This window comes from Chryseobacterium sp. Bi04, assembly GCF_918698085.1.
In the GTDB taxonomy this organism is placed as follows: domain Bacteria; phylum Bacteroidota; class Bacteroidia; order Flavobacteriales; family Weeksellaceae; genus Chryseobacterium.
The window spans coordinates 27,170-52,190 of the sequence record NZ_CAKKLP010000019.1 but is presented as its reverse complement, the minus strand read 5'-3'; the positions used below and the strand labels follow the sequence as shown (position 1 = coordinate 52,190).

The 25,021-nt window shown below is 35.6% G+C and carries 29 protein-coding genes and 1 tRNA gene; 23 read left to right on the top strand and 7 right to left on the bottom strand.

Features of this window, described 5'->3' with window-relative positions; all coding sequences use genetic code 11:
- Window positions 1-4: 4 nt before the first annotated feature.
- From paaZ to LQV47_RS21040, 5 genes are all read left to right on the top strand, one after another.
- Window positions 5-2,500, top strand: coding sequence for a phenylacetic acid degradation bifunctional protein PaaZ (gene paaZ, locus LQV47_RS21060; RefSeq protein WP_230041091.1), 2,496 nt, complete (start codon window positions 5-7; stop codon window positions 2,498-2,500).
- Window positions 2,501-2,633: 133 nt separating this feature from the next.
- Complete coding sequence (locus LQV47_RS21055; protein ID WP_230041090.1) at window positions 2,634-3,257, top strand: transposase; 624 nt, start codon at window positions 2,634-2,636, stop codon at window positions 3,255-3,257.
- Window positions 3,258-3,336: 79 nt separating this feature from the next.
- Complete coding sequence (locus LQV47_RS21050; RefSeq protein WP_230041089.1) at window positions 3,337-3,870, top strand: SMI1/KNR4 family protein; 534 nt, start codon at window positions 3,337-3,339, stop codon at window positions 3,868-3,870.
- Between the two features lie 303 nt (window positions 3,871-4,173).
- Window positions 4,174-4,950 carry a DUF4241 domain-containing protein gene (locus LQV47_RS21045; RefSeq protein ID WP_230041088.1) on the top strand — a complete coding sequence of 259 codons (777 nt, stop codon included), beginning with the start codon at window positions 4,174-4,176 and terminating at the stop codon, window positions 4,948-4,950.
- Window positions 4,951-4,957: 7 nt separating this feature from the next.
- A complete protein-coding gene (locus tag LQV47_RS21040; RefSeq protein ID WP_230041087.1) occupies window positions 4,958-5,644 on the top strand; it encodes an SMUG2 DNA glycosylase family protein in 687 nt (228 codons plus the stop codon).
- 80 nt (window positions 5,645-5,724) lie between these two features.
- On the opposite strand, the gene LQV47_RS21035 is transcribed toward LQV47_RS21040, so the two are convergent.
- On the bottom strand, window positions 5,725-6,546 hold the full coding sequence (locus tag LQV47_RS21035; RefSeq protein WP_230041086.1) for a T9SS type A sorting domain-containing protein: 822 nt from the start codon (window positions 6,544-6,546) through the stop codon (window positions 5,725-5,727).
- Between the two features lie 19 nt (window positions 6,547-6,565).
- Window positions 6,566-7,111, bottom strand: coding sequence for a tail fiber protein (locus tag LQV47_RS21030; RefSeq protein WP_230041085.1), 546 nt, complete (start codon window positions 7,109-7,111; stop codon window positions 6,566-6,568).
- 277 nt (window positions 7,112-7,388) lie between these two features.
- Between LQV47_RS21030 and LQV47_RS21025 the strand changes: the two genes are divergently transcribed.
- Entirely contained in the window at window positions 7,389-8,153 is a 765-nt protein-coding gene (locus LQV47_RS21025) for an enoyl-CoA hydratase/isomerase family protein (RefSeq protein ID WP_230041084.1), read from the top strand.
- A 70-nt stretch (window positions 8,154-8,223) separates the two neighbouring features.
- On the opposite strand, the gene LQV47_RS21020 is transcribed toward LQV47_RS21025, so the two are convergent.
- Window positions 8,224-8,748 carry a hypothetical protein gene (locus LQV47_RS21020; RefSeq protein ID WP_230041083.1) on the bottom strand — a complete coding sequence of 175 codons (525 nt, stop codon included), beginning with the start codon at window positions 8,746-8,748 and terminating at the stop codon, window positions 8,224-8,226.
- A gap of 142 nt (window positions 8,749-8,890) precedes the next feature.
- On the opposite strand from LQV47_RS21020, the gene LQV47_RS21015 reads away from it, so the two are divergent.
- From LQV47_RS21015 to LQV47_RS20975, 9 genes are all read left to right on the top strand, one after another.
- On the top strand, window positions 8,891-9,508 hold the full coding sequence (locus LQV47_RS21015) for a hypothetical protein (protein WP_230041082.1): 618 nt from the start codon (window positions 8,891-8,893) through the stop codon (window positions 9,506-9,508).
- A gap of 45 nt (window positions 9,509-9,553) precedes the next feature.
- Entirely contained in the window at window positions 9,554-9,844 is a 291-nt protein-coding gene (locus LQV47_RS21010) for a transcriptional regulator (protein WP_230041081.1), read from the top strand.
- 71 nt (window positions 9,845-9,915) lie between these two features.
- Entirely contained in the window at window positions 9,916-10,212 is a 297-nt protein-coding gene (locus LQV47_RS21005) for a hypothetical protein (RefSeq protein WP_230041080.1), read from the top strand.
- Window positions 10,213-10,226: 14 nt separating this feature from the next.
- The gene (locus tag LQV47_RS21000) at window positions 10,227-10,712 is read left to right on the top strand and encodes a ubiquinone biosynthesis protein COQ4 (protein ID WP_230041079.1); all 486 of its coding nucleotides are present in this window, start codon (window positions 10,227-10,229) and stop codon (window positions 10,710-10,712) included.
- 11 nt (window positions 10,713-10,723) lie between these two features.
- Window positions 10,724-11,017 (top strand): hypothetical protein, encoded by a 294-nt coding sequence (locus tag LQV47_RS20995; protein WP_230041078.1) that lies wholly within the window; start codon window positions 10,724-10,726, stop codon window positions 11,015-11,017.
- A 37-nt stretch (window positions 11,018-11,054) separates the two neighbouring features.
- Complete coding sequence (locus tag LQV47_RS20990) at window positions 11,055-12,425, top strand: DUF4153 domain-containing protein (RefSeq protein ID WP_230041077.1); 1,371 nt, start codon at window positions 11,055-11,057, stop codon at window positions 12,423-12,425.
- A 7-nt stretch (window positions 12,426-12,432) separates the two neighbouring features.
- Window positions 12,433-13,122: a DUF1361 domain-containing protein gene (locus tag LQV47_RS20985; RefSeq protein ID WP_230041076.1), complete on the top strand. Its 690-nt coding sequence runs from the start codon at window positions 12,433-12,435 to the stop codon at window positions 13,120-13,122.
- Window positions 13,123-13,201: 79 nt separating this feature from the next.
- The gene (locus LQV47_RS20980; protein ID WP_230041075.1) at window positions 13,202-13,741 is read left to right on the top strand and encodes a hypothetical protein; all 540 of its coding nucleotides are present in this window, start codon (window positions 13,202-13,204) and stop codon (window positions 13,739-13,741) included.
- A 58-nt stretch (window positions 13,742-13,799) separates the two neighbouring features.
- The gene (locus LQV47_RS20975; RefSeq protein WP_230041074.1) at window positions 13,800-14,312 is read left to right on the top strand and encodes a hypothetical protein; all 513 of its coding nucleotides are present in this window, start codon (window positions 13,800-13,802) and stop codon (window positions 14,310-14,312) included.
- 57 nt (window positions 14,313-14,369) lie between these two features.
- Here LQV47_RS20975 and LQV47_RS20970 read toward each other — a convergent pair whose 3' ends face one another.
- From LQV47_RS20970 to dtd, 3 genes are all read right to left on the bottom strand, one after another.
- Window positions 14,370-16,022 (bottom strand): S8 family peptidase, encoded by a 1,653-nt coding sequence (locus tag LQV47_RS20970; protein WP_230041073.1) that lies wholly within the window; start codon window positions 16,020-16,022, stop codon window positions 14,370-14,372.
- 260 nt (window positions 16,023-16,282) lie between these two features.
- The gene (locus LQV47_RS20965; RefSeq protein ID WP_230041072.1) at window positions 16,283-16,879 is read right to left on the bottom strand and encodes a hypothetical protein; all 597 of its coding nucleotides are present in this window, start codon (window positions 16,877-16,879) and stop codon (window positions 16,283-16,285) included.
- 8 nt (window positions 16,880-16,887) lie between these two features.
- Window positions 16,888-17,337: a D-aminoacyl-tRNA deacylase gene (gene dtd, locus LQV47_RS20960; protein WP_230041071.1), complete on the bottom strand. Its 450-nt coding sequence runs from the start codon at window positions 17,335-17,337 to the stop codon at window positions 16,888-16,890.
- A gap of 281 nt (window positions 17,338-17,618) precedes the next feature.
- Here dtd and LQV47_RS20955 point away from each other — a divergent pair, with 281 nt between their 5' ends.
- Window positions 17,619-18,455: a GLPGLI family protein gene (locus LQV47_RS20955; RefSeq protein WP_230041070.1), complete on the top strand. Its 837-nt coding sequence runs from the start codon at window positions 17,619-17,621 to the stop codon at window positions 18,453-18,455.
- 38 nt (window positions 18,456-18,493) lie between these two features.
- Here LQV47_RS20955 and LQV47_RS20950 read toward each other — a convergent pair whose 3' ends face one another.
- The gene (locus LQV47_RS20950; RefSeq protein ID WP_230041069.1) at window positions 18,494-18,934 is read right to left on the bottom strand and encodes a hypothetical protein; all 441 of its coding nucleotides are present in this window, start codon (window positions 18,932-18,934) and stop codon (window positions 18,494-18,496) included.
- Window positions 18,935-19,044: 110 nt separating this feature from the next.
- Between LQV47_RS20950 and greA the strand changes: the two genes are divergently transcribed.
- From greA to LQV47_RS20915, 7 genes are all read left to right on the top strand, one after another.
- Window positions 19,045-19,515, top strand: a complete 471-nt coding sequence (gene greA, locus LQV47_RS20945; protein WP_230041068.1) for a transcription elongation factor GreA — start codon at window positions 19,045-19,047, stop codon at window positions 19,513-19,515.
- A 56-nt stretch (window positions 19,516-19,571) separates the two neighbouring features.
- Complete coding sequence (locus LQV47_RS20940) at window positions 19,572-19,961, top strand: HIT family protein (RefSeq protein WP_047496696.1); 390 nt, start codon at window positions 19,572-19,574, stop codon at window positions 19,959-19,961.
- Window positions 19,962-20,025: 64 nt separating this feature from the next.
- Window positions 20,026-21,213 (top strand): ATP-dependent Clp protease ATP-binding subunit ClpX, encoded by a 1,188-nt coding sequence (clpX, locus tag LQV47_RS20935; protein ID WP_209804660.1) that lies wholly within the window; start codon window positions 20,026-20,028, stop codon window positions 21,211-21,213.
- A 73-nt stretch (window positions 21,214-21,286) separates the two neighbouring features.
- On the top strand, window positions 21,287-23,242 hold the full coding sequence (locus LQV47_RS20930; RefSeq protein ID WP_230041067.1) for a T9SS type A sorting domain-containing protein: 1,956 nt from the start codon (window positions 21,287-21,289) through the stop codon (window positions 23,240-23,242).
- 5 nt (window positions 23,243-23,247) lie between these two features.
- A complete protein-coding gene (locus LQV47_RS20925; RefSeq protein ID WP_230041066.1) occupies window positions 23,248-23,460 on the top strand; it encodes a signal peptidase in 213 nt (70 codons plus the stop codon).
- 61 nt (window positions 23,461-23,521) lie between these two features.
- On the top strand, window positions 23,522-24,814 hold the full coding sequence (locus tag LQV47_RS20920; RefSeq protein WP_230041065.1) for a TlpA disulfide reductase family protein: 1,293 nt from the start codon (window positions 23,522-23,524) through the stop codon (window positions 24,812-24,814).
- A 44-nt stretch (window positions 24,815-24,858) separates the two neighbouring features.
- Window positions 24,859-24,932: transfer RNA gene (locus LQV47_RS20915), tRNA-Met, on the top strand.
- Window positions 24,933-25,021: the final 89 nt, after the last annotated feature.

The window sequence follows — 25,021 nt, the reverse complement described above, 5'->3', positions numbered from 1 at the left end:
AAATATGGAAAAACTAAAAAACTATATCTACGGAGAATGGGTAGAAGGATCCGGAAACGGCATCCCTTTATACAATGCCGTTACAGGAGAGCAGGTAGCTGTTTCAGATACGGAAGGACTTAATTTTGAACAGGCTCTTGATTATGGAAGAACAGTAGGATACAAAAACCTTTCTTCCATGACTTTCTATGATCGTGGGGAAATGCTGAAAAAAGTAGCGTTGTATCTATTGGAAAGAAAGAAAAAATATTACGAATTATCATATAAAACAGGAGCTACGCATGTAGATTCATGGGTAGATATTGAAGGAGGTTTCGGTACCTTCTTTACCTATTCGGGACTGGCAAAAAGAATGCTTCCCAATACTCCGTTTTGGGTAGACGGAGATACACAGAAAATTTCAGCAAACGGAACTTTCTTAGGAACTCATATTCTGACTCCAAGTGAAGGGGTTTCAGTACAGATCAATGCTTATAACTTTCCTGTTTGGGGAATGCTGGAGAAATTATCAACGTCATTATTGGCGGGTGTTCCTTCTATTGTAAAACCTTCTCCTTTTGGTTCTTATTTGACAAATGCTGTTTTTCAGGATATGATTGAGAGTGGAGTGCTTCCTGAAGGAGCCGTTCAGTTGGTATGTGGGGAACCTGGAAATATCCTGGACTATATTAAAGACGGAGACTCTGTATTATTTACAGGTTCAGCTCATACAGGCCGAAAATTAAAATCAATGCCTTCTATCGCTGGGAATGCAGTACGTTTCAATATGGAGGCGGATTCTCTGAACTGTTCAATCCTTGGATTGGAAGCAAAGCCGGGAACTCCTGAATTTGATTTGTTTATCAAAGAAGTTCGTAACGAAATGACCACGAAAGCAGGACAGAAATGTACGGCTATCAGAAGAATTATTGTTCCGGAACATTTAATCGGTGATGTTCAGAATGCTTTGTCTAAAGCTTTGGATCAGACAAAAATAGGAAATCCATTAAGCAGAGAAACCAAAATGGGTTCTTTGGTGGGAAGACAGCAATACGAAGAAGTAGTAAGAAAAGTAAATATTTTAAAAACAGAAACAGAGCTTGTGTATGACGGAAAGCATGAACTGGTAGATGCAGATTATGAAAACGGAGCATTTATGAGTCCTAAACTATTCCTGAATGATAAGCCTTTTGAGAAAAATATCTCTCATGATGTAGAAGCTTTCGGGCCGGTATCTACATTAATGCCGTATAAAGATGCTGAAGAAGCAGCTGCACTGGCAAAGAGAGGAAAAGGAAGTTTAGTGGGATCCATCATTTCTCATGATGAGAACTTTATTGCAGAAACGTCATGGAAAATGGCTTCCCAACACGGAAGAATCTTTGTCCTGAACAGAGATAATGCTAAAGAAAGCACAGGGCACGGTTCACCACTTCCTACGCTGATGCACGGAGGGCCTGGCAGAGCAGGCGGAGGTGAGGAAATGGGAGGTTTGAGCGGTCTTCATTTCTTCTTGCAGAAAACAGCAATTCAGGGATCTCCGGATGTACTGAAAGCAATTACCAAGATTTATCAGCAGGGTGCTGAGAAGAAATTCTCAGACAAACATCCTTTCCAGAAATATTTTGAAGAAGTTGAAGTGGGAGATTCTCTAGAAACAGCTGGCAGAACCGTTACCGATGCAGATATCGTTAACTTCTCCAATGTTTCATGGGATCACTTCTATGCTCATACAGATGCTACGAGCTTAACAGGAACTATTTTTGATAAAACTGTTGCCCATGGATATTTCATCCTTTCAGCAGCAGCAGGATTGTTTGTTTCCGGTAAAAAAGGACCTGTTATTGCCAACTACGGATTAGAAGAATGCAGTTTCTTTAAACCTGTATATGCTGGTGATACCATTACTGTTTACCTAACAGCAAAAGAAAAAATCAACAGAGGAGTAAAAGGCAGAAACATTCCTTCAGGAGTTGTTAAATGGCTGGTTGAGGTGATAAATCAAAGAGATGAGATCGTATGTGTAGCTACAATTTTAACATTAGTAGCGAAACAATCTCCTTTCATTGATCTGAATGTGAAAAATGTTCAGAAAATACTGAATGGTTTAACCGAAAATACTTCCTCTCAATGGGGGAAAATGTCTCCACAACAGATGATTGAGCATTTGGAACACGGAATTTTAGTAAGTCTTGGAGAACCGGAAGCTGAAAAATGCTTCACTCCGGAGGAGAATATTGAAAAATACCAGGACTCTCTTTACAACCACAGAAAAATGCCGAAAGAATTTATTGCTCCGTTCTTACCACAGAATGGCTCACTTCCGGCACTCACACATAAGAATCTGGATGCAGCAAAACAGTCATTCATTGATAACCTGAAGCGATTTGTGATCTACTACAAAGAAAATCCCCAGGCAGAACATCTGAATTTTGTGTTTGGGAAGTTAAACAGGGAAATGTGGGAACTGATGCATAAAAAACATTTTACCCATCATTTTGAGCAGTTTGGATTAATTTAATTCAAAATATAAATTTATAGTCCCTTTAGGTTTTTACTTAAAGGGATTTTTTTAACCGTGTCAAGGTTCAAAACCTTGACACGGTTAAATTTAAAAGTTTTTTTTATCTTTCTAAGATTAAATTAAAAACACAATGATGGCAGATATCAGAACTACTCCAATTGAAGCAGACTGTTTTTACCATATTTATAATCGTGGTATTAACGGAGAAAATATTTTTAAATCGGATCGAAATTATTCATTCTTTTTGAATAAAGTAGTTGAATTTCTTATTCCCACCTGTGATGTATATGCATATTGCCTTATGCCTAATCATTTTCATCTTTTAGTTAAGATTAAATCTGATCTTGAATTGAGTAGCCTTGTCAAGGTTCAAAACCTTGACAAGGCTACTCAAACAGGACTTCATTCTCCCCAGAATATTTTCTCAAAACAATTTGCCCGACTTTTCAATTCTTACTCCCAATCTTTTAATAAGGAATACAAAAGACATGGTGCTCTTATTGAATCTCCATTTAAAAGGAAATTGATTATTTCGGATAAATATTTAATTAATATGATAATTTATATTCATCAAAATCCGCAAAATCACTCTATCGTGCATCGGTTTTCAAAATATAATTTTTCCTCTTACCAATCCATTTTGAGTACGTCGCGCACTCTTTTAAAAAGAGATGAGATTATTGAATTATTTAATGGTGTAGAAAATTTTAAGCTGTCCCATCAAAGGACAATTAACCTTAAAGAAGAGTTTTAGTTTTTATCCGTGTCAAAGGCTTAAAACTTTACACGGATAATACTTACCTTTATATTACAATATCACTTATTGAAACAATATGGAATTACAATTTTTCAAGGACTTTGACTTTACAGGCTTCTGGGATCAAAGTACTTATTCACAAAGAGATTATATCGAAGATCTTCCCAAAGACGAAATGATAGCTTCAATAGAAGAAGAACTGGGATATAAACTTCCTGCTTCATATATCGAATTGATGAAAATTCAGAATGGAGGAATGGTAGACAGATGTTGCTTTCCCACCACAGAACCTAATTCCTGGGCTGATGATCATATTGCTGTTACCGGAATTATGGGGATTGGAAGAGAAAAGACCTATTCTGTTTGTGGAGAACTGGGAAGTCGGTTTATGATGGAAGAATGGGGCTATCCTGATGATGGAGTTTATATTGGAGATTGCCCTTCAGCAGGTCATGATATGATTCTTCTCGATTATACAAAATGTGGAAAAACGGGGGAACCGGAAGTGGTACACGTTGATCAGGAAGATAATTACAGGAAAACATTTCTGGCTAAAGATTTTGAGACCTTTATTAAAGGACTGAAAGATGAAGATGATTTTGACAATTGATTACGAACTTGTTTACACTTTTTATTTTAACCACAAATCGAAGATTGGACGTAGTCAAAAGTCACAAAGTTTCTTGAACACTTAAGCTTAATAAAGCTGTGAAAATAAGCTCACGTAAGTTTTAAAAAAATCAAAGATTTTTTGCTTAAGTGTACTTTTTATTTTCAATCAGTTTAAACTTAAAATAAACTAAAGTGTTTATAGTGTTTTACTCAGCTTTTGTGATTCAATTTCTAATTAGTTTAAGCAGGCTTTACATAAAAAAGTATTTTTAAATTTTAATACAACTATAAACATAAAATTATGAATGAGGCATGGATGCAAAAATGGGAAGAGGTAAAAGATAGACTTATATCCCCTGTAGATATTGAAACCTATTTTACTGCTGATGAAATTATGGATCAGAAAATGGAGGTGATGGAAATAGGAAATGTTTCCCTGCCTTCCGGAAAAGTAATTGTAAGAGATCCTTTAGTCTATTTAAATACAAGGGAAAAACCCTATTTTGTTGATGTACCCAAAGGTAATTTTCCCGTTAAGATTGCTGTGGCAAAATTAGAAGATTGGGGAAACCGTTATGCTGCCGTAAAAGTAGAATTTACAAAAGAAAAGGCTGTTGTATACAGAGAGGCATTAATAGGAGAAGAAGAACTTGGGGACTCTGAAGAAGAAGATTATTTTGGCTTTGTAGTAGACGCGGGGTTGGCATGTATTACAGATACACAGGTAGTACCTTATGTGGATCAGTTTATTTCAGAACTCGATGTAGAGAATATTTATGATGATTATTTTGCAGAACTTTTTGCGAAAAATTACAAAGAAAATCCAACAAATCAGAGAGATTTAGGAGATTGGATCAATTGGAAAGTACCGGAGACAGAATATCATATTCCAATATTTGCAAGTGGTTTGGGAGATGGGGTATATCCTGTATACTTTGGATATGATGCTAACGAAGAAATCTGCAGTCTTTATATTCATTTTATTGATATCGAAATGGAATTATCCGAAGTAGAAGAGGACGATGATGACGAAGATGAAATTTCAGATCAGCCGGATAATTTCGTGTTTTTAAAATAATTTCACAATGAATAAAACTTTTGCTGATCTGGTTATTACATTCAATGAACACCTTACTTTTTCCGGAGAGCTTCCGGAAGGTTTTGAAGCTTTGAATCCGTATCTTGATAATCCGGAAACAATAGAGGTCATGCAAAAGTTTTATCACAAGTACTATAATGATTCCGATAAAAGAAAGTTTATCATAGGGATTAATCCCAGCCGTCACGGCGCAGGGGTAACGGGGGTTCCGTTTACAGATACCAAAAGACTGGAAGCTGTATGTGGTATAAAAATGAAATCGGCCCGCACTCATGAAGTATCTTCTGTTTTTATATATGATATGATTGAAGACTATGGTGGAGCAGATCTATTCTATAAAGATATTTATATCAATTCCCCATTTCCTCTGGCTATCGTAAAAAAGACAAAAAATGGATGGGTTAATGCCAATTATTATGATGATAAAAAACTGTTTGAAGCAGTCAAAGACTTTATGATTGATTCACTGAAAAAACATATCAGCCTGAACCTGGATACCTCAGAGGTTTTTGTTTTAGGAAAAAAGAATGCTGAGTTTATTTCAAAATTAAATAAAGAAGAAAAGCTGTTTGATACAATGACCGTCCTTGAACATCCCAGGTATATCCAACAGTATAAATCAAAAGAGAAACAATTGTATATTGACAAATACATCCTGGCTCTGAAAAAGTAAAAATCCCTCAATCAGTTTTGATCAAGGGATTGTCATTCATGTATTAGAATCTTTATCGGGGGATGACTGTGTCTGAACTGTTAGTTTTTAATGATTTTAGTGCTTTCTGTGGATATTTTTATAAAATAGGTTCCTTTTGGAAGCTCTGAAATATTGATGTCGTTAGCTCCTTCACTTATCGGAAGTTTTTTTACCAGTTTTCCGTCTGCACTATAAACCTGGGCATCGGTAGCTTTCCCTGCATATATCGTAAGCGGACCGTTGGTAGGATTAGGATAAATGGTCATCTTTTGTTTGGCGGTTTTAGTTTCTGCCGTACTTAGTACTATGCCAGAATCTTTTACCCAGGTAAAAGCATCAAAACCTGCATATCTGAATTCACCTCCCAGGGTAATTTGAAGTTCATCAATGATAATATTACTGTAATTTTGCCCATTCAGATTGGTGAGATCAATCAATGTATATCCGTTTGAAGGAACCATAGAAGTAGCAAACCCTGTCGTTTTAGTTTGGATAAATTTTGTTACTCCACTCAATTTTCCGGCGACTGTAAGGGTTCCTGCTGCATTAAGATCCAGGTTTAATTTTGAAAGATACATCCAGAACCTGTTTACTTTAAATAAATTGGAGGTTGTTTTAATACTGAATGATGGTGGTGAAGCAGTATCATTAGAGTTATCAATATATTTGTTGTCAATACTGGTGCCGTTCCAGCCTGTTGAAGGATAATTGGCTTGAACATCAAAAATTCCTATATGGGAAATGAGATTAAAAATCACGCCGTTATCAATGAAACTGGAGCTTCCGTGTGATTCTGTTTCAAATGTTTCTGTGCTTGTCTGTCCGAAAGACAATAGAGAAGTGAACAGACAGCAGATGATAAAAAAGATAGTTCTTTTCATGATTTAGGTTTTAATGAGATTAATCTCGGGGAGGATAAATCCCCTCTACACAGATGATATAGTTAAGTCCTAAATAAGGAGGCATATTATTCATCGGAAGGTTTTGCCCTGTAAATGAAATTGCTCTTGGGTCAATTGTTGTATTGGGTTCTGCCTGTACAAAACTTGGTACAGCAGTGAAATCTCTTCCTATCTGATTTCCTGTTACTGCAATGGATGTGCTAATGGATGGAGTAGAGGTAGTTGCATTAGCATTCGATATCTTTAATTGAAATCCGCTTCCAATACTAGGTAAATTCTGTGCTAAGATCGTATTTTTATCAGCTCCCGAAACAATCCCTACCGGGTATGATTTTCCAGTCTGTGATCCTGCTCCTAAAGCCATACGTCCAATTAAATTGGGCAGTGCAAAAGAGGTAACACCATCACCGCCATATATGGTTCCTAACAGAGAAAACAGCGCTGAATTCTGAGCAATACTCAGAAGCCTGCCGTCACAAAGCATCCAGCCTCTAGGTACAAAACTTCCTGCAAATAATTTTACAATTCCCATGTATTCTTCCATAATAATAGTTTTTCAATTTTAAATTTCCTACTCTCTTCCTGGCTTTTCGGATTCGGCCATTGATTGTTTATTTTCTAAGCCAAAGGAACAATTAATGATAAGGCAAGACTAGAGTAGAAAATACCAAATTTCACAGTCCGTATTTATACGTAATTTGTTTTGGTTTACCAGGGAAGCAGAATAATTTGAAATGATCATTAATACGTAATTTCTGTCATTTAATTTTCGTTAAAAGCCTTCTATTTAGTATTTTTGTAAGAATCCAATAAAAGTAAAAATGAACGAATTTGTAGCGTCAGAAATTAAAAACAATATTGCCGAAATTACATTCGGAACCCCAAAAAGTAACTCACTTCCCGGTGCCATTTTAGAAAAACTGGCTCAAACGATCTTAGATGAAGCGGCAAAAGATGAGGTAAAAGCAATTGTAGTGAAGAGTGAAGGTGAAAAAGCATTTTGTGCAGGAGCAAGCTTTGATGAATTATTGGCTATTGAAGAACTGGAAGCTTCTACAAAGTTTTTTGGAGGATTTGCTAAGGTTTTAAATGCAATGAGGAACTGTGGTAAAATTGTGGTGGTAAGAGTTCAGGGAAAAACAACAGGTGGCGGAGTAGGAATTGCTTGCGGTGCAGATTATTGCTTTGCCACAAAAGATTCTGCATTGGCACTTACTGAAGTTAATCTGGGAATAGGCCCATTTGTAATAGGCCCATATGTGGAAAGAAAAATAGGAAAATCACAGTTCTCTGCTATGGCGATTGATGCAGATTTCAGATCAGCAGAATGGGCAGAACAGCATAATGTTTATCATTCTGTGTCAGATACGATTCAGGAAATGGATGAAAAGCTTGAGAAATTCTTACAGACCTTAGCTTCAAGAAGCAGCGATGCCTTAGCATTAATCAAAAAAGTTTCCTGGGAAGGAACAGATCATTTCAATGAATTGATGCCGGCAAGAATCCATATGAGCGCAAGCCTTATCTTGGAAGATTCCGCAAAGAAAAATATAGAAAGCATTAAAGAAAGGTTAAGAGCAAAATAGATAAGCAAAACCAAAAGCCACTGATTAATTCAGTGGTTTTTTTTCGCCATGAATTTGTATTTCGGTTTTATTATGTATCCAGCTCATGAATGAAGAGTATTACTTTGCTGTATTTTAAATAGCTTACGACTACTTTTGTTCCTGTTTCATAGCGGTAGTAATCTTCTTTTTCAGCGGGAAGCCTTATTTTCTCATGTTGGTTACGTCCTGCAAAGGTCATCATGTATTCATCATTTTCAGTTTTGTGACGGGAAATAACAATACTGGTCAGTTGATTTTTTCCAGTTTCAATATCTTTTTTCCAGTTTCGTAGATAATACTTATAGGTCAGCCATATCAGGAAATAGAAGAATGCGTACAATGCCAATACGATACCGATAAATAAAAGATAATGGTAGTATTTGAAATTCTTAAAATCATTCTGCAAAAAGTAGCAGGCAATAAGTACCATGATAATGAGCGCTACTAATAGGGAAGCTGGAGTATTTTTGAAAAAATCTTTTTTCTGAGTGGCAATATTGTTGATCTCTTCCTCATGTAAGGGAATATTCTCTTGTAAATGAATTTGTGAATAATCAACTAGTATTTTTTCCATAAGGTTCAATAATATTAGCACTTATCTCAGCTTTCTTAAAGATAAGACATTAAAAGACCCGGTGAGAAAAAGCGATTAAATTTTTAAAAATATTTTGCACATTCAAAATAAATTATAACTTTGTAATTCAAAGTTCTTTTTTATGGAGACAAAAAACTATCACGAAGACTTATCTCATATCCGTTCCATGATGGAGCGGTCTTCCAGATTCATTTCACTAAGTGGACTTTCTGGTGTTGTTGCTGGGCTTACAGCTCTTATTGGGGCAACATATGTATACTTTGTTTTTAAAAGAGAAGGAATTGATTACTTTCAGGGGGAGAGAAATTTTTTTGCTCCGGCATTAGTTAAAGAATTGACCCTTATTGGAACCATAATTTTATTGGCAGCAGTTTTTAGTGGCTATATTTTTACAGCTCATAAAAGCAAAAAGAAGGGACTGAAGATTTGGGATGCCACTACCAAAAGGCTTTTGATTACTTTTGCAGTGCCATTATTGGCTGGTGGGGTTTTCTGTTTAGCACTGCTTTTTCACCACCTTTTTGTCTGGATTGCCCCTACTACCCTGATCTTTTATGGTTTGGCGTTGGTAAGTGCAGAAAGATATACTTTGACTGATGTAAAATACCTTGGATATTGCGAAATCATCTTAGGGTTGTTTTCATTATTTTTTCTCGGTTGGGGATTAGTTTTCTGGTCTGTTGGTTTTGGAGTTCTGCATATTGTGTATGGCCTTATTATGCATAAAAAATATAAATAAAAACTAAATTTGCAGTTCGTCGGATGCATCTGCAATCTATTTGTTATGATAAAAATAAATCAACTCAACAAAGAATTTGAAAGTCGTGTAAGATTGGGCATTATGTCTGTTCTTATGGTTAATGACTGGGTTGATTTTTCTGAAATGAAAGGGATACTGGAGATTACAGACGGTAACCTGGCCAGCCATAGCAGTGCCTTGGAAAAAAACGGTTATATTGAAGTGAAAAAAGAATTTGTGGGAAAGAAACCAAAAACATCTTACCGTGTTACACAAAGTGGGAGACAGGCTTTTACCGATCACCTGGACGCACTGGAAAAATTATTGGGACGATGATCCTATATTTTTTTGAAATTATACTTTGTAATTCAAAGTTCTTTGTATTAAAATTTAATTTAGGATAAATAATGAAAGATCAAAACATTTTAAAACTTGGCAAAGCTGGATTCGGACTGTCTTTTCTGGCAGGAAATACCTGCCTGTTTGGATATCTGATAACGAAAAATTTTTGGTTTGCCGATTCAGGATTCTTGTTGCTGGTGTATGGAACCGTTGTCAACCTCATGATCGTATCTGGATTATTGATCTATGGAGCGATCAGAAAAGCTAAACGTACAACGTGTTTTCAATCTGTCGGCATCCTTCTGATCAATATACCGATTGCCATTATTTATACGATGATAGGAATTACCCATTTAAAATAAACAAACAACATAGTATGAAAAAAATGCGCGTTCAGTTCCTGCTTTTTGTGTATGATAAAACTCAAAAGCTATACAGGAAATATTTTAAAAAGAAAAAAAGACAGTGGCAGTTTACAGAAAAACAACTGCTGGAATTTCAGGAAGATTCCTTAGGGAGAAAACTTGGTGAGTTCTATAAAAAGTACGGATTCTCAATGATCCCAAAAATGGAAAACCACGATGTTCATCACCTGATCACCGGTTGCGGAACCAATTTCGAGGATGAAATCGCCATGCAGTACCTTTTGTTGGGGAATGGTAAACTCAATGCCCATCTTTTGGCAGCAATCGTATTGGGAACATTTATTTTACCGGAATATGTGAAAATTTATATCAAAGCCTATAAGAAGGGACAGCGTATGAAAGCTTTCCATACATGGGACTTTGAAGGCCTGCTTTGGCAAAATTTTGACCATCTGAAAGATTTTATTCACCAGAAAGATCATGTTGTACTTCATTAAAAATTATTCTTATGAAAAACAGAATATTCAGTCAGCTGGGAAGGCGAACGTTCCTTATATCCTTCCTTTGCGGGACCTTTTTACTCATATCCTTTCTTTTCACAAGACTAGACTTTCTGCTTATAACAGGCTTTTATTATGTGGTAGGTGCAGCAGTCGTAAACCTGCTTATCCTTCTGTATGAATTGATAGAATATGCCAACAATGCAGCTGAAAATAAAAGTTCCGGAAACGCTGTGCTGTTATTATTAATCAATATTCCGGTTACAATAGGATATTTCTTTGTAGTCTATGAATCCTTGTAGTTATTGATGACTTTTTAATCCTTAAATATTTATTATTATGAAAACACATCATTATATATTTCTTACAACTGCCTTATTTGTCTTTGTATTTTATGATCAGGACATGGGACTGAACCTCGGAATTCTGGGAACAGTATATGCCGTTTTAACTCTATTTAAAACAGCAGAAAAAAATAAAACCAGAACTTTGTATCTGCTATTCGGAGCAAGTATTCTCTCAAGCATAGCTTTTGCATGGTATGGAGATTTTCCGTCTTTTCTGGCAGTTGTAAGTTCACTTTTACTTCTGTCCTATAAATCGAAGAACAGAACAATGAAAATACTTTTCCTCATTCCTGTCTTTATTGTGAACAGCTGTACCTCATTCTGCCGGTTTTTCAGTTTTGACGCATGGCTGCCTCAAAGAAATATTTCCGGCTTATGGCAGAAAATATTGTCTTTTATCCTAATTCCCCTCGTATTGCTCTCCGTATTTTTTGGGATTTACTCAGCAGGAAGCGATCATTTTGCCGCTCTTTTTACAGACTATGAGCTGGACATAAACCTTTGGCAGATATTCTGTCTTTCTGCGTTAGGATTTTTTATAGCCTTTAATTACTGGAATTATGCTGTGGAAAGACTGATCTATAAAAACCATCATATCCTGAATGACGAATTTCAGAAAGATTCCCAGGTCCCGAAATCTACCTATTCTTTTCTCGACCTTAATTCTGAAAGGATAAGCGGAGTGATGTCTTTACTTTTACTTAATATACTGTTGGTCTTTTTTATTATTACCTACAATTACGAACAGTTTTATGAAGTGACCAAAACTCCCGTACAGCTTTCAGAAGAAACCCATGAGAGAGTAAATGCTGTTATCATGTCCATTATCATGGCTATTTTGGTGATCATGTTTTACTTTAAAGGTGGCTTTAATTTTGATCCCAAAGCTGGTCTGATGAAAGTTTTAGCCAAAATATGGATCTTCCTGAATGCTGTTCTGGTATTGTCAGCTGCAGTGAAAAATTATGAATATATTGTCAGTTATGCCTTTACTTATAAAAGATTGGGGGTCTTTGCCTTTCTGCTTTTATCACTGATCGGGCTGGCACTTACCTATATTAAAATTCAGAAGAAAAAAAGGAATGCTTTTCTGTTCAATACTATGGTTTGGTACATCTATGGGGTAATTTTGGTTTGTAGTTCTATCAACTGGGGTGGCTTTATTACTTCTCAGAATATGAAACGCAAAGACTTTGCTGTTAATTATCATTTTAACTCTGTAAATTTCAGTGAGAAAGGACTATGGAAATATGCAAAAGAAAAGAATGATATCAAGCTCAAAAAGAAGCTGGAGCAGAGGATTAAAAATGAAGAGTCAAAAACTTTTCTTTCAAAGGTCATCTATTATCAAACCATAGAATAATTTTAATATGAAACAGCTCACTGAATCTCCAAGGTTTAAAATAACCTTATTGCTCATATCCATGACTTTATTTTGTCTTAGCCTGTCTGTTTTCAGGTATTATATCAGTGAAACTAAAGTGTTTTTTTTCCTAAACTGGAATTTATTCCTTGCATGGATCCCTTTGGCTTTAAGTAGCTTTCTCGTCGCCTTTACGATTAGAAGTAAAGTTTCATTATCATTGATTATAGTAGTTTGGATCTTGTTTTTCCCCAACTCTCCCTATATTCTGACCGACCTTTTTCATTTAAAAGTAAGAAGTGCCATTCCTATATGGTATGATCTTATTGTTATCCTTTCATATGCCTGGACAGGGTTAGTTTGTGGTTTTATAAGCCTCAACGATATCGAAAAACGGCTTTCAGAGTATTGTCAGGGAACTGTGATCAACGGTATTGTTATTAGTTTCCTTTTTATGAGCAGTTTCGGAGTTTATCTGGGAAGATTTCTCAGATGGAACAGCTGGGATATTCTCAATAATCCTTTTGGATTATTCAATGATATTGTGGTAAGATTTATTTACCCTCTGGAATATACAAAAACCTGGGGTGTTACCATTTTAATGGGTGTTTTGCTCAATTTCATGTACTTCACGTTTAAGCTTGTGAAAAATAATAATGAAAGAATTGTACAGCCGGAAAATATAAACAATCTATAAGAGTTGGAACAGTTTTAGCATTTACAATGGACAATATCTAACAGAATGCTGATTGCAGACATTCTTAAAATTAATTATTATGAAAAAAAGCTTATTCTTAATACCATTGATTATTATCTCCTGTAAAAAAGAAGCCAACGTACCGGTAGTATCAGATAAAGATTCTGCGGTGGTAACAGAAATGCCGGATTCTGTAATGAAACCGGATTCTGCAGCATTGAGAAAAAAAGATTCAATCATTAACAATGCGCCTGCTACAAAAGAAGTACTGCGTAAAGGTGTAATGAGAAGTGAAAAAGACGGACAGATCATCAGAACTGCAGATGCTTCCCAGCTTCCTTTTACATTGGGAGAAGAATTTACGAAAGATGGTCAGGAACTGGTCTTAAAGATTACCAATTATGAGAAACCTGCTATCAAGGCAGTAATTACCACCAAACAAAAAGATTTTAATATCCGTTTTAACCAGATTAAACTTCCAAACGGAGATTATGACGGACCTTTCGGAAGAGGAATTACCCATGAAATTTCCGGGAAAGGAGAAGTGTGGCTGATTATTGGAAAAAGTAATATGGCTTCAGGAAATACAAAAGGAAACTTTACAGTAAGTATTGACTAAGGTCAACCAATTTGGTACAATTTCTGCAAACTAAACTTTAAAGTTTAAATTTAATATTATGAAAAATATAGTTCTAACCGCAATGGCTGCTTCAGCTGTACTTGTAAGCTGCGGAACTGTACAATCGCTGGTTCAGAATACCTTCCCATACACAACGAATGTTTTAGTTTCTACAGGGGTGCCAGCCGATAAAGAAGTTTCTTCTACAGCAACGGCTACCAACGTACAAACGTGGTTTGGAGGAAATAATAATGCCAGGATTAAAGATGTAAGGATTTCTGATGCCAAAGTATCTGTAATATCTCCTGCTGGAGGTAATCTAAGCGCATTCAAGTCCGTTAAGATATATGTTTCTTCTACAGGATCTAATGAAAGGCTTATTGCTTCGCGTTCCAATATATCCTCCAATTCATCCAGCTTAAATTTAGATCTGAATGATACGGGATTTCTTGATGAAATAGTAAAAAGTTCAGGGCTTACCGTAAGAACAGTTTATGAGCTGAAAAATCAAACCACTTCAGACATGAACATAAAAGTAGCTCTTAATTTCAGCAGCGTTCCTGCAAAATAAGAGTATAAAAACAAATTAAAAAACGTCTTTCAAATAGTTGAAAGACGTTTTTGCTTATTATAATTTTGAAAATTTCTCTACGGCTCTTCGCTGGCCATCATTGAAGTTGATGATATACTGGCCCTGCGGAAGTTGTGAAATATTGATTTTTTCATCAGGAACAATGGAACCTTTGCTTACAGTCCGTCCATTCATATTGATAATTTCAAAATCAAGATTCTTAGTTTCTTTGCTTTGAACTGCAATATAGCTTGTTGCAGGATTAGGATAAATCTTAATTTCTAAAGGAAGCTGGCTTTTCATTTTGCCCGGAAGACTACCTTCCAATTGTAAGATGGCATTTTTTACATTAGGAAGAGGCCCTATTTTTTGGTTGGCCACTGTGCCACCTTGAGGAATTCCTGTACTGATTAAAAGGTTTTTCATCGCAGCCGGGCTTAGGTACTGGCCTGTATTCTGATAATAATAAGACTGGATCAGCGTTGCTGCGGAGGCTACTACCGGAGTCGCCGAGCTCGTTCCATTAAAATAAGTATAAGTCCTGTTATTGTCATTATCATACTTTTGATAAGAACCGTATCCTGCCGCCAGAACATTACTTCCCCAGCCCTGTACATCCACTCTGTTTCCGTAGGTGCTAAAACTTAGTTTTGAATGGGTAGTGTTGGGAGAACCTGCTCCTACAATAATGGCTCCACTATTTCCTCTTGCCAAATAAGTGGCATAGAAAGGATCATCAAGGTTTTGATTACCATTTCCTGCTGCCGCAATGATAATTATTCCGGAATCAGTAGCCGCTTTTGTAAGATCCCAGATAACGCTGTCATATTCTGCAGGACAATATTGGTTATCTTTTCCTCCTGTCTGCATTTCATATAAAATAATATCACCGGCCTGAGAAGCATTGATTGATCTGCTTACTGCCGAAGCTCTGTTGTAGCCTAAAGTAGTCCATTCCATATATCCCTTTATCTCAGAGGCGTTGTAGGCGGCTCCGGAAAGTCCGATATTGTCTTTTACAGACCCTAAAATACTTACCACCGCAGTTCCGTGATCACGGTAGTTATTGTTTGATAAACCAGAATTGGGACTGTATCCGGGTTCCAGTTGTATAGAGTTTTGGTTAGCCAGCATTTCGTGTGTTTTGTAAAAACCATATTCAACATCACGGATCTTGATATTTTGCCCCGTAATTCCCCTGGACCATGCATAAGTTGCGTTGATTCCCGGATTGTCGGTCAGATAAGTCTGCAGACTTTCTAAATTAGGGGTGATTGCAAATGTAGTAATGGATGGCGGTTCAATAGGCTCACTGCTCATGACCGATACATATTCTATTTCAGGAAATCTTTCAAGTGTCTGAATAAGTTTTTTAGCCATGTCTTCATTTTGAACCGGGACATCGGCTTTAAAAATCCTTTTCAGTTTTTCCACAGACTCCCCGGAAAAACCGTTCATTCTGCTGTTTTTTGCCATTTCATCCAGTTTGGCATCACTGAAGCCAAGATCATAAGTAAATGAAATTTTATTTTCACTGATGAATTTTTCCAAATCCGGATTTTGATCGAATGCCGCTTTCTCTGAGGTGATACCTTTTGAAAAACATACATAAATATTTGAATTAAGATCAGTATTCCGGCCTGAAGAATGCTGACCGAAAGACAGAGAGCAGAAGAGCAGTAATGCTAAAAGATTAATTTTTGTTTTCATAAAATAATTGTTAAATGGTTGTGAATTAAGTTTGTTTGTAGTAAAAATAGTAATAAAATCAAAACAAAATCACAATATTGTGAATTTATTTAAAGAGAGAGCTTCCTTTTAAACAGACGGTTAGGTTCTTTGGGCTGTAATAAAGTATTTAGCCGGACTTATTAAATCATATAATAAAAAAATACCTTCCAGCGTCACTGAAAGGTATTTTTTAGATTGGTGAATCAAAGCAAACTACTCAGATTCCAGATATAATGTGATCAGTTATAAAACTCATCATCTTCTTGGTTTTTATGATAAAAGACATGCTTTTTATCCATAATCTGATACTCAATTCCAATACTGTCTTTATTGCTGCTGATTAATTTTGCCTGTTGAATCTGGGGATCTTTTTGACCGGGTTCACGTTTGAGAGGGTTTTGAATAACATGTTCTACAATTTCTAAATACGGGGTTTTGTAGATTTTTTTTTCAAGGATACCTTCTTTTTGGTAAATATAAATTTGGGGTTTGCTTAAGGCCCCGGGCCTTGTTCTCTCAATTCTGTAGCTATCATTAAGTTCCACCTGCTGATAATCATCGATGGTTGAAAAATAATAGATGATCCCAAAGAAAGGAATCATCATAGGAAGTATGCTTAAAATAATGACAGAAACGAGCAATGTAAAGTAAGCTTTTGCTGCTTTTCTCTTCCAAAATCTGATGATCATAAATACAGTCATCGCAAGCCAGGCCCAGTTAATCACTTTATCAGTATAATAACCAGCGAAACTATATTGCTTCCAGCCTAAAATGATTTCAATAACAAATAAAACAGTAATGGCCACGTAAATAATAGGCAGGTGTTTACTTTTCATCAAGGTCATTAGTTTTTTGTGATTGAATCCATAACAATAGTAACAGGACCATCGTTGATCAGAGAAACTTTCATATCAGCACCAAAGATTCCGCTTTCCATTTTTAATCCTGATTTTGCTATTTCTTCTTTAAAATAATCAAATAAAGGAATAGCTTTATCCGGTTTTGCAGCTTTGATAAAAGAAGGACGGTTTCCTTTTTTATAATCTGCAATCAATGTAAACTGGCTGATGCAGAGGAGTTCTCCTGAAATATCTTTTACAGAAAGATTAAGTTTGTCTTCTTCATCACCAAAAATTCTGAGATGTAAGATTTTCTGTACAAGCCAGTCGGCGTCTTTTTTTTCATCATTTTCATCAATGCCTACCAAAAGCATTAATCCTTTCCCGATTTCTCCAACGGTTTTCTCATCTACTTTTACACGGGCTTCAGAAACTCTTTGTATAACGATCTTCATTTTAATTATAATTGTGCTTTAAAAAAAGTAGGAAAGAAACATTCCTGATCTTAATCACGAGAGTAGATGTCAGTATGTGAGAACCTGCCCTCTTTCTTTTTTTATATTATCTGTAAAAATACTGGATTTTATTCATATCATTGTCTTTCATACTCAATTTAAGGAATACATCTTACGACGGAAAAGCAAGAGGTGACTCAAAGAAAGTATTATCAGGTGTATTCCTGTGAGATTAAAAACTATTGACCAGGGTGAAATTTTTTTAAACATTTTTATTATTTATGAAAAAGATTGTTGCATTAGTATTATTCGTTAATCAATGCTGGTTGCATGCCCAGAATGACAGGTTTATTTATGCAGTCGACTACAAAAAAGACTCCACCTCTCAGGATATGACCAGAGAGAATTATATTTTAGATATTACCAAAGAAGACCTTACGTATTATAGCCGGATTGATTATATTAATGATTCTGTATTCGCAAGTACCGGAAAAGATGGTTTTAAAGGATTTAAACTGACTTCATTTTTTACTAAAAAACTCAATAATCCTTTGTATGAAAATTATGAATATATAGGAGACGTTAATTTTTATAAAATAGAAGAGGCTGTTACCCTTGATTGGAAAATTACCGATCATACAAAACGGATCAATGAGTTAAAGGTACAACAGGCAGAAACGAACTTTGGTGGAAGAAAATGGATTGCCTGGTTTACTCCGGAAATTCCATTGTCCTATGGACCTTACAAATTTAACGGGTTACCGGGGCTGATTATAGAAATATATGATACCCGTAAAAATTATTTTTTTCAACTGATTAAAAGTGAGAAAATTGCGGATAATTACCAAAGTCATACCTTGAAAACACGCAAGACTAACGCGATAAAAACAAATTATAAAAAACTGGATCACTTAAAATTAGAATTATATAAGGACCCTTTTAAATATGTTTTTAACGGAAAACTGAGTATTCCGGAAGGGAAAAAATTGCAATTGGATGACGGAACGATCTTAAGCAAAGAAGAATTAAAACCTGCCGAGAAAAGAGAAAGAGAAAAGATAAGGTCTTTTAATAATCCGATAGAATTGGATAAAGCCGTTAAATATCCTAACTATTAAATACAACCCGCAATACAATCACTGCGGGTTTATAGTAATTAATAGTTATAAACCCTAATGGTATTGGTTCCGGGATTAACTTCACAGAAATAGCTTTTAAGAGGTAAAGGAGCAACATCGGTGGGCCCGCCATTTAAAATATTCCATTTTGCATTGTCTTTCGGACAAATCACCAAAGGGTATTCTACCTTCAGGGTTGTATTTTCACCGGGACAAATATGGGGAGCATTTCTATCGTAGGCTTTATAGCCATTGCTTACCTTCACTACTATTAATCCGCGGGTCCCGGCGCCGGCTATATCTACGTAGGTCCATTGTTTGGTAAGAAGGTCATTATAGTGGTTAGGCAGTAAGGTAACATCAATTGGAACTGTTGGAAAACAACTTACGGTATCTTGGGTGCTTCCGCATGAGTTTATAGATAAATTACTGAAAATCAATAAGGTGAAAATAGATATTATTGAGAAAGTTTTTTTCATTTCAATTTAAATTTTTATATATTTGTAAAAGTTAAACGATTATAACACGTAAAACATTGTCCGGCAAATGTCGGATTATTTTTTTATACTAAAACTAAATTTCGAAAATTATGGCAAGCTATGTAACCAAGGAGGGACTAGGGAAAATGAAAGCTGAGCTGGAACAGTTGGAAACTGTGGAAAGACCAAAAATTACTCAGCAGATCGCAGAAGCAAGAGATAAAGGAGATTTGTCTGAAAATGCTGAATATGATGCGGCTAAAGAAGCGCAGGGAATGCTTGAAATGAGAATTTCAAAGCTGAAAGATGCTGTAGCAAGTTCTAAAATTATAGACGAAAGTCAACTAGATACATCAAAAGTTTCCATTTTAACAACAGTGAAGCTTAAGAACAACGCTACAAACCAGGAACAGGTATTTAAATTAGTGCCTGATAATGAAAGCGATCTTAAAACAGGGAAAATTTCTGTAAACACACCTATTGCAAAAGGTCTGTTAGGAAAAGTGATTGGCGAAACGGCAGAAATTACTTTACCAAACGGAAACAAACTGTCTTTTGAAGTATTAGACATTTCTCTATAGTCTGATATAAAATTTCTATTTCTAACTTCTCATATATAACGCTAACTTCATACAAAATGAGCACTATCTTCACAAAAATCATCAACGGCGAAATTCCCTCTTATAAAATTGCTGAGGATGAAAACTTTATAGCATTCTTAGACGCAATGCCTTTGGTGAAAGGACATACTTTGGTAGTTCCGAAAAAAGAAGTGGATTTGATTTTTGATCTTGAAAGTGAAGAATACAAAAACCTATGGGGATTTGCCCAGGAGGTAGCCAAGAAGATCAAAACTGCAGTTCCATGTGTAAGAGTAGGAGTAGCGGTAGTAGGACTTGAAGTGCCTCACGCCCACATTCATCTCATCCCTTTGAATAAGATGGAAGATATGAACTTTAGAAATGAGAGATTAAAATTAACGAACGAAGAATATACAGAGATTCAAAACTCAATTATTAATTCTTAAAAACATAAATCGTAAAAAAGAAATTTTTTACGATTTTCTTTAACATATACATTATATATATATTATGAATTCAAACCAGTGTTCTTTCTGCGGTAGAAAAAGAAATGAAGTACAGATGCTGATTTCTGGGCAGAACGGTTTTATTTGTGAAAATTGTATAGAGCAGGCACACACTATCGTAAAAGATGGTGCTTCCAAAACAGAATATTCACCTGCGGATAATATGGAGGAGCTTAAAAAGCCAAAAGAAATCAAAGTATTTCTTGATCAGTATGTAATTGGACAGGATCAGGCAAAAAAACAACTTTCCATTGCGGTATACAATCATTATAAAAGACTCCTTCATGCTAAAGATGAAAACCGAGAAGTAGAGCTTGAAAAGTCCAATATTATTATGATAGGGGAGACGGGTACAGGGAAGACACTTCTTGCAAAAACCATTGCGAGAGAACTTAATGTTCCGTTTTGTATCGTAGATGCTACCATTCTTACCGAAGCGGGATATGTAGGGGAAGATGTTGAAAGTATCTTATCAAGACTGCTGATGGTAGCAGATTATGATGTGGAGAAAGCTGAAAAAGGAATTGTATTTATTGATGAGATTGATAAAATTGCAAGAAAGTCAGATAACCCTAGTATCACAAGAGATGTTTCCGGAGAAGGAGTACAGCAGGGATTGCTGAAGCTGCTGGAGGGAAGTATTGTAAATGTTCCGCCACAGGGAGGAAGAAAACATCCTGACCAGAAATATATCCAGGTGAATACCCAAAATATCTTGTTTATTGCCGGAGGAGCTTTTGACGGGATCAAGGAGATCATCGAAAGAAGAATGAACAAACAGGCCATAGGTTTCAGCTCTGAAAAAATCAATAAAGTAGATGAAGATGAGTATGTATTAACAAATATTAATGCTGTTGATCTTCGTTCTTTCGGATTAATTCCCGAACTTTTAGGAAGATTTCCAATCATCACTTACCTTGATAAACTCACAAAAGAAACGTTGGTAAGAATTATGAATGAACCTAAAAATTCAATTGTGAATCAATTTGTAGAACTTTTTAAGATGGATGGCACGGATTTAGTTTTCACAGAAAGCGCAATTGAAAAAATTGTAGAAGAAACCATGGAAAAAGGGTTGGGCGCAAGAGGGCTTCGAGGAACAACTGAAAAGGTTTTGGAGGACTATATGTTCTCAATTGGAGAAGAGAAAAATATTGTGTTAACTGGAGATAATATTTTGATTAATAGATAAAATGTTTTTTTTTTAAAGAAAAAAAATATACCTTTGCGGGTGAGATTGTATTAACACACAAATTATTTATACAATGAGAAAAAGTTTATTTGCTATTGGTCTTTTAGCCGTTAGCTATTCTGTTCAGGCGCAGAATGTTTTATGTCACGTAGACACTAACGCTAATATGTATGTGAGCGAAGGCACCCTAGTATATAGTGGTGGTGGTGTACAAACCAGAGGTAATGGCCTTTTGGATGTACACGGGAATATTATGGTTGTAGGAACAATCGGAGATGCTTTTAAAACAATTGATGCTGCAGGTGCAGCTAAAACCGATGGTGGAAATATTGTTTTAAGAATGAACACTCCAACTTCCTTTGCAACTTCTACTTATGGACAACTGTACATTGATGGACTATCCCAATCCAACATTACTGGTATTGTAACTAAAGAGTACAGAACTATAAGCCAAGGTAATGGTAATTATTTCCAACACATTGCCTTACCTTTTTATGGTAAAGCTTTAAGTTCTTTATCTACTGAACTTGGTAAAAATTTCAATACTGGGCGATACAGTAATCCAATTTTAAAATGGAACAATCCTAATGCAGTATCCGATCACTTTACAAATTTAGCAACTACTACTAGCGATGGTTCTGGTGACTACATGTTGAAAGTTACAAATAATGATTGGAATCCGAGTGTACCTGCTTCAGGAAACGTTTTTGCGGTTAACGGAGCACCTTATGCACAGTTTGCTAGTGCTACAAATCTACAGAATGCAGGAAATGTAAATTTTGGAGTTAATGGTAGTAATAATAATGCCTATAACGAGAAATATAATACATATCTTGATGACCTATTTGAATTTACAGCAAGTCCATGGGCCGGAACGTTTGGTAAAAACTGGTACCAATTCGGAAATCCATTCCTTACTAATATTGATTTATCTAAAATCGGATATGACGAAGGAGGAATATCGGATGGAAATGCAGTAACAAATATTTGGGGAGTTCAATATGATCCAGGTACTATTCATACTTTGCCATCAGGGTCTACATATGCAACCGATTCTAGAGTTGTAACCTATCAGCCTACAGGTAACGGTGTAGCTCCAGTTGGAGACGTAGATTTGGTAGTTATTAAACCTATGCAGACCTTCAAGATAAAGTTAAGAGATAATAATCTCCAAACTTTAAACTTCAATACTTTAAGAAGGTTTAAGGAAACGGCAAGAGCAGCGGGTACTGATTATAATGTAACAGCAGCTAGGTCTGCTCAAAGGACTGATAAAGGTACTATCAAACAGCTTGGTGTTATTGGTCTTGATGCCAATCAAAAAGAAATTGCAAGAACTTATTATGTAGTTTCTTCTGGATCAACAACGGGACATCAGACATCTGTCGCAACAACTGTTCAGGCTTCAGCGGGTAAGAACATCATTGGTACTTTTGAAGAAGCATTAACTGGAGGATATGATAATAACAATACGAACTATTGGTTATATATCAATGAAGCTAATGAAGATACTTTCAAAGGTAAAAATGTTAAGTTGGTAAACTATTATCAGGATAAAGTTAAGTTTTATAAATTTGAGGTGAGAGAAAATGCAGAATTAATTCCTGCAGGAAGTCACCAGTTATCTTCAGGTATCGGTTTCTACTATAAAGCAGAAAACGGAAGTATACTACAGGCTAAGCAGGGAGATATTGTTCCTGTTACCAATGAAGAAGCAAATTTATACTATGGACAGCCTAACGATGCTACTTTAGCTGTAAATAAAGATAAGAAAACGACATCATCAGCGTCAAGAACATTGGTGATATACGATCCGTCAATTACAAATTATATTGTTAGATTTGATCCACAATGGAAAAAAGCAGATATTGAAGTTTATGATATGAGCGGTAAACTGGTAATCTCTAAAAAAGCGGTTGATGCATCTAGGGATTTTGTAATCGAGCTTAATAACTCTATTAAAAATTCTTATATAGTAAAAATTGTCTCTGACAAGGGTGAAACTGTTAACACAAAAATCTTAAAATAATCAATATGAAAACTATTAGTAAACTAGCATCCGCTTTTTTTCTCTTCACCATATTATTGGTGAACGCTGCTCCCCCAATCCCTGGAGGAGGAGGTGGTGGTGGAGACGGTACAGGAGCACCATCCTCGCCAATTGATATGTATGTATATGTACTTTCTGCTATTGCAATTACATTTATTGTATTCTTTACAAAAAAGTACAAAAATCAAAAAGCATAAAATTTTATTAAAATAATATTAAACTCTCTGATTAGTCAGAGAGTTTTTTTATTTTTACTATATGAAAAAGATTTATATATTATCTGCGGTTTTAGCCGCATTTTCTCTGCAGGCACAATTTACTGTTACAGTGCAGACACCGGCAGATTTTAAAGATCAGGATGCTATTCTATATACATTAAACGGTTCAAAGGATATTATTGTTACCAAAGAACAAAGTAAGAATAATACATGGACTTTTAAATATCCCAGTAACTATATGGGAATGATGAAAGTTTACTTCCCAAGTAGTAATAATACAATCAATTTTATTTCTGAAAATAAAAATGTCAATGTAAAACTGGATATCCAGAATAATAAAATCAAAGATGTTTTCTATCTGGATGAAGCGAATGAGCTGATGAGCAAACAACAAGAAGGTTCACAAAAGAAAGAGCTTATTCTTCCTGCTTTAACTCAGATTAAAGAATATTATAAAGACAATACTGAGTTTGGAAAAGCTTTGAGTGCTGAAATTGGCAGGCTTTCCGGTACCTCATCTTCTGTTGATGCAGCAAATCATCCGTTTATTTCTTATTATAACAGCAATTATAGTAAGTTTCTGTCCAATTCATCTGACCCTGCTAAAAAGGTTAATCCTGATGATATTATCAATTTCCTGGATAAATCCAATGATATGCTTGAAAGTTCATCTTTGCTGAGACCTGTACTGGTTGCCTATCTGAATTCAGGAGGCAATACCAATGTGGGCGGATCAGTGGATAAGCTTTTAGACCGTTTAAAGGTGGAAACTCCAAGAGGGCAGACTGTTTTGTCAGAATTGATAGATATCTTTGATGTATACCAGATGGACGAATTTAAGGATAAGTATCTGGGCCTTGCCAAGAATCTTAAATGTACCATTAATGACAGGCTGGCTTCTACACTGAAGTCTAATGCTAATGTTCAGATAGGAGCTGCCTTTCCTAATTATAAATTCCAGGCACCGGCCAACACCAATGCCAAGTCACTTTATGATGTAAAAGCAGATAAAAAAGTAATTATCTTCTGGTCATCCACATGTTCTCACTGTGAAAGTGAACTTCCAAAGCTGTTGGAAAAATACAATGAGCTTAAAGCAAAAAATATTCAGGTGGTTGCCCTATCTTTAGATGTTGATAAGAATTCTTATGCTACAAAGATTGCTGCCTTTCCTTGGATCAACGATACAGAATTAAGAGGATGGAACAGTACTTATGTAGATACTTATAATATTCATGCAACACCAACGTATTTTATTTTAGATGCTAACAATAAGATAATCAATAAACCAGAACATGTTGGCGATGTTTTAGAATATTTTAAGCTAAAATAATTTTGGAGGTAAAGAAATATTTTCTATATTTGCACCACCAAAAAGGCGAGGTAGCTCAGTCGGTTAGAGCGCAGGATTCATAACCCTGAGGTCACGGGTTCAATTCCCGTCTTCGCTACAATAAACGGAAAAGTAATCATTACTTTTCCGTTTTTCTTTTATATATACTTTCTTATTTTTTTTTTCAGTATTCGAGATCAGAGGCAA

Coding starts and splice junctions, on each gene's coding strand:
- dtd (WP_230041071.1), bottom strand. CDS start 17,337: ATGAAGATCGTTATACAAAGAGTTTCTGAAGCCCGTGTAAAAGTAGAT.
- LQV47_RS20970 (WP_230041073.1), bottom strand. CDS start 16,022: ATGAAAACAAAAATTAATCTTTTAGCATTACTGCTCTTCTGCTCTCTG.
- LQV47_RS20965 (WP_230041072.1), bottom strand. CDS start 16,879: ATGAAAAGTAAACACCTGCCTATTATTTACGTGGCCATTACTGTTTTA.
- clpX (WP_209804660.1), top strand. CDS start 20,026: ATGAATTCAAACCAGTGTTCTTTCTGCGGTAGAAAAAGAAATGAAGTA.
- LQV47_RS21045 (WP_230041088.1), top strand. CDS start 4,174: ATGAATGAGGCATGGATGCAAAAATGGGAAGAGGTAAAAGATAGACTT.
- LQV47_RS20940 (WP_047496696.1), top strand. CDS start 19,572: ATGAGCACTATCTTCACAAAAATCATCAACGGCGAAATTCCCTCTTAT.
- LQV47_RS20920 (WP_230041065.1), top strand. CDS start 23,522: ATGAAAAAGATTTATATATTATCTGCGGTTTTAGCCGCATTTTCTCTG.
- LQV47_RS20980 (WP_230041075.1), top strand. CDS start 13,202: ATGAAAAAAAGCTTATTCTTAATACCATTGATTATTATCTCCTGTAAA.
- LQV47_RS21025 (WP_230041084.1), top strand. CDS start 7,389: ATGAACGAATTTGTAGCGTCAGAAATTAAAAACAATATTGCCGAAATT.
- LQV47_RS21040 (WP_230041087.1), top strand. CDS start 4,958: ATGAATAAAACTTTTGCTGATCTGGTTATTACATTCAATGAACACCTT.
- LQV47_RS21035 (WP_230041086.1), bottom strand. CDS start 6,546: ATGAAAAGAACTATCTTTTTTATCATCTGCTGTCTGTTCACTTCTCTA.
- paaZ (WP_230041091.1), top strand. CDS start 5: ATGGAAAAACTAAAAAACTATATCTACGGAGAATGGGTAGAAGGATCC.
- LQV47_RS21055 (WP_230041090.1), top strand. CDS start 2,634: ATGATGGCAGATATCAGAACTACTCCAATTGAAGCAGACTGTTTTTAC.
- LQV47_RS21030 (WP_230041085.1), bottom strand. CDS start 7,111: ATGGAAGAATACATGGGAATTGTAAAATTATTTGCAGGAAGTTTTGTA.
- LQV47_RS20975 (WP_230041074.1), top strand. CDS start 13,800: ATGAAAAATATAGTTCTAACCGCAATGGCTGCTTCAGCTGTACTTGTA.
- LQV47_RS21005 (WP_230041080.1), top strand. CDS start 9,916: ATGAAAGATCAAAACATTTTAAAACTTGGCAAAGCTGGATTCGGACTG.
- LQV47_RS20950 (WP_230041069.1), bottom strand. CDS start 18,934: ATGAAAAAAACTTTCTCAATAATATCTATTTTCACCTTATTGATTTTC.
- LQV47_RS20990 (WP_230041077.1), top strand. CDS start 11,055: ATGAAAACACATCATTATATATTTCTTACAACTGCCTTATTTGTCTTT.
- LQV47_RS21000 (WP_230041079.1), top strand. CDS start 10,227: ATGAAAAAAATGCGCGTTCAGTTCCTGCTTTTTGTGTATGATAAAACT.
- LQV47_RS20955 (WP_230041070.1), top strand. CDS start 17,619: ATGAAAAAGATTGTTGCATTAGTATTATTCGTTAATCAATGCTGGTTG.
- greA (WP_230041068.1), top strand. CDS start 19,045: ATGGCAAGCTATGTAACCAAGGAGGGACTAGGGAAAATGAAAGCTGAG.
- LQV47_RS20985 (WP_230041076.1), top strand. CDS start 12,433: ATGAAACAGCTCACTGAATCTCCAAGGTTTAAAATAACCTTATTGCTC.
- LQV47_RS21015 (WP_230041082.1), top strand. CDS start 8,891: ATGGAGACAAAAAACTATCACGAAGACTTATCTCATATCCGTTCCATG.
- LQV47_RS21010 (WP_230041081.1), top strand. CDS start 9,554: ATGATAAAAATAAATCAACTCAACAAAGAATTTGAAAGTCGTGTAAGA.
- LQV47_RS20930 (WP_230041067.1), top strand. CDS start 21,287: ATGAGAAAAAGTTTATTTGCTATTGGTCTTTTAGCCGTTAGCTATTCT.
- LQV47_RS20925 (WP_230041066.1), top strand. CDS start 23,248: ATGAAAACTATTAGTAAACTAGCATCCGCTTTTTTTCTCTTCACCATA.
- LQV47_RS20995 (WP_230041078.1), top strand. CDS start 10,724: ATGAAAAACAGAATATTCAGTCAGCTGGGAAGGCGAACGTTCCTTATA.
- LQV47_RS21020 (WP_230041083.1), bottom strand. CDS start 8,748: ATGGAAAAAATACTAGTTGATTATTCACAAATTCATTTACAAGAGAAT.
- LQV47_RS21050 (WP_230041089.1), top strand. CDS start 3,337: ATGGAATTACAATTTTTCAAGGACTTTGACTTTACAGGCTTCTGGGAT.